Source organism: Bacillus norwichensis (genome assembly GCF_014836955.1).
Classification (GTDB): Bacteria; Bacillota; Bacilli; order Bacillales; family Bacillaceae_C; genus Siminovitchia; species Siminovitchia norwichensis.
The window spans coordinates 1-3,136 of record NZ_JACSPV010000088.1; the positions used below are offsets into that span (position 1 = coordinate 1).

3 protein-coding genes and 1 pseudogene are annotated in these 3,136 nt (G+C 42.3%); 1 reads left to right on the forward strand and 3 read right to left on the reverse strand.

The window, feature by feature from the left end; genetic code table 11:
- From tnpC to H9631_RS22000, 3 genes and pseudogenes are all read right to left on the reverse strand, one after another.
- Positions 1-1,329, reverse strand: a pseudogene (gene tnpC / locus H9631_RS22995) (IS66 family transposase); the annotation flags it as partial.
- Positions 1,330-1,393: 64 nt separating this feature from the next.
- Positions 1,394-1,747 carry an IS66 family insertion sequence element accessory protein TnpB gene (gene tnpB / locus H9631_RS21995; protein WP_191816577.1) on the reverse strand — a complete coding sequence of 118 codons (354 nt, stop codon included), beginning with the start codon at positions 1,745-1,747 and terminating at the stop codon, positions 1,394-1,396.
- Positions 1,744-1,932, reverse strand: a complete 189-nt coding sequence (locus H9631_RS22000) for a hypothetical protein (protein ID WP_191816579.1) — start codon at positions 1,930-1,932, stop codon at positions 1,744-1,746. The genes tnpB and H9631_RS22000 overlap by 4 nt, the downstream gene beginning before the upstream one ends.
- Positions 1,933-2,516: 584 nt before the next feature.
- On the opposite strand from H9631_RS22000, the gene H9631_RS22005 reads away from it, so the two are divergent.
- On the forward strand, positions 2,517-2,783 hold the full coding sequence (locus H9631_RS22005) for a hypothetical protein (RefSeq protein ID WP_191816581.1): 267 nt from the start codon (positions 2,517-2,519) through the stop codon (positions 2,781-2,783).
- The last annotated feature ends 353 nt before the right edge of the window (positions 2,784-3,136 follow it).

The following is a 3,136-nucleotide window of genomic DNA, read 5'->3' on the forward strand; positions in this document are numbered from 1 at the left end:
AGGCTCAGGCAGATCGCATTCGCTTGCGCGCCCGCTTCGCTAACAGAGAACAGCCAGTTCTTCCGTCCAATCACGCTGGGGCAGATCGCGTTTTCAGCTGGATTATTGTCAATTTCAATCCGGCCATCGTATAGAAAAGCCCGCAGGCTTTCAATCCGGCTGATGGTATAGTCCGATGCTTTCGCTAGAGTGCTTTTCCCGAAGAAAGGAGAGTCCTCGATCCATTGGAAGAACTCATCCACAATGGGTTTCGAATACTTCATGCGTGCTTTGCGCCGTTTCCGAGGGGAAAGATGTTTGAACTTTCGCTCCAGCCGGTACAATTGGTCACAGAAATTGACGCCTTTGCGCCCAGCAGTTGGCAAACTGTACATCAGGCAGGTTGCCGTAGGCTGCATACCCGTCGCAGAAGATGGTCCCTTTGAAGCCTCCGATGAAGCTTTCAAGGACAGAAAAGGGCGCTCTGAAACAGAGTCACGACGGGACCCTAGCTTGGGACCGTGCGGTATACCCAATTGTAGGCGTTCGTCTGGCCGGATTTCCCGTCCGATCGGCGGAATACTTTCCAGTAGGTTTCGTCCACATGGAGGAGGGATTTGTCCATCATCAAGGCTTTCATCCGATCATACACCGGCGACAACCAATCATGGGCTACCCGGATGACCCAGTTGGACAAATTCTTGTCATTAGTTTCCAGTCCATACCGCATCCATTCGTTCACCTGACGGTAAAGGGGCACATACAAGATGAACTTGTCGTGCAATACTTTCGCCAGAACATTTTTGGCATCGGCGAGGCTGCGCTGAATGGCTGGCAAGGAGACATCCTGTTTACACACCTTACATTCGTAGGCATGTTCAATGTGCTGCATTTTTACCATTTTGGCAGGGATAAATTTTGCTTCCTCACGGACAATCGTGTGGCCGACCTCCGTCATGGCGTGCCGGCAACACTCGCAAATGATTTGATCAGGATGGTGATGGACGCACTCCACCTCCACATGTCGCACAAGGAATCATTTCTCTTTTTCCTGGATTTCTTTCTGACAACAGTGTACGAAACAGTCTGTTGGCTTTGTTCTTCTGTGTGCTCAGGTTCAGGAAAAGGGGAATCATCCTCATCGAACAGAGACCCTTGCCCACTGGGCGTATTGTATTTGGATTTCTCCGTTTTAGATCCGTACAGGAGCTTGGTTAAGTGCTGAATTTGATGGGTGAGCGATTCAATTTGCTTGGTGAGTTCTTGATTTTGTTGACTCGCAACAGCCAATTGATCTTCCAATAATCGAATGATCTTTTCAGATGAAGATTCGTTTGCCACACCGCTCACCGCTTTCCGTTCGGTTTCGTTCTTTTCATTATAACGGGTTCGAAGAGCAGATGAAAGACGAATGTTAAAATGCGCCTTTTGGCGAAGGCTGAATCGCTTTCGGCTGCTGGAGGGACAACCCTTCCAGCAGCCAGTGGAGTTCCTGCTGGGTCAGATTCTTCACTTCCTGCTCGTTTCTGGGCCATTGCAGTTTTCCACTGTCTAATCGCTTATACAACAAGACGAAGCCGTCTCCGTCGAAATACAGACACTTATATCGGTCCTTTTTCCATCCTGCGAATAGAAAGATGGAGTCGCTGTACGGATCGAGCTCGAAAGAGTCTTGGATCAGCGTTGCCAGGCCATCAATCCCTTTGCGCATATCCGTTTTCCCGCAAATGATATAAATGTTTTTGACACTGGTATAATCCTGCCTCATCGGTTGATCAACTCCCTCATGATCGTTTGAATGATGCGCTCCTCTATGCCGTTTTGGAAGGTGATTTCGGCATTTTCCAGTTTAATGGTACAAAGTCCGTTGGAATTTGAAGAAACGTTTGGCAGGCTCATGTTTTGTATGGAATGCAATGTTACGGGGACGATCGTTAATGGTTTTTTCGGCATTAAGAAAGCACCTCCTTTGGTTGATACATTGATCATACTAGGAGATGCTCCGTCATGATATACGTTGTTTGATTGGGGACTTACGTTCGACACTGATTTCGTAATAATTAACATTTGCGAATTCAGGGTCTTTTCATGCCAAAATCCTTGTCATTCCTATCTCTTCTTGATTTTCTTTTCCCTCCATAATGGCAAAGCTTAATTTTAGCTTGAAAAAAGAGGAGGAAAACGGGCGGGATTTTTATGAAAAACGGTGAAAAGTCGTTTTTGTGTAAGACTTTATTTTAACTAGAAGTTGGAAATAGCGTAGTGACGGGGTTGGAAATTTTTATTAAAAACTAAGAAGAACGTGAACAAAATGGAAGAAAGCGTGAAAAACAGCCAAAACGTGATCAAAAATGTTTTAAAATGAGGGGAAGATGAAAAACTTTATTTTCAAGGGAATGGTAGAATACGAGTTTGATAGGAAGAAGATGTAGGAGAATTTTTAAATGAACAAAAGGTTTTTTAGGAGTGTTGCTTGAATTAATAAATAATAGAGATGGTTGTTTTAAACAATTATATAAATCGAGGAGTGATTATTAATGAGAAGTGCTAAAGAAAGTAACAACTTTCCGTATAGTATGAGTACTATTTGTTATTTTGGAGTAGATAAGAATGGTAATGTATCACAAATTCCCCACAAAAACAAATCAGACAGAGCAAATGTTCTGGAAGCTTTTCAAAGAGCAAAAGATAAAACTATAACATTATATGCCGTATGGCCAGGTAATTGGAGGAGTGATTTGTTCATAATTGATGATCTCGATGCTTTTGCGAAGGAGTTGGGTTTGTTAGATCTCTTAGCTTAAGGATAATTTATATGGATTGAATATGAAACAATGTAGTAATTGCTAATATTTGTTTTATAAAAAAAATTAGGAAGTTCAGGGGAGTTTCGAAGTAATAAAACTATACTTACAGTCAAGATGCATTATTAAGGTGATAACTTATGCTACTATTCGGGTCTAAAAGAACTTGGATTTATAAATTGGAGGTAAGCAAAAAGACTACAGCAAATGGTCTTAAGTCAATTAGTTGAAAATTGATGAATCGGTTACACTTAGTTGGACAGATTTGTTAAGGTTATATAGACTTGATTCAATCTAGTCAGAGGAGAATCGAGAATGACCAAAAGGAAAAGAAGAACTTTTTCAAAAGAATT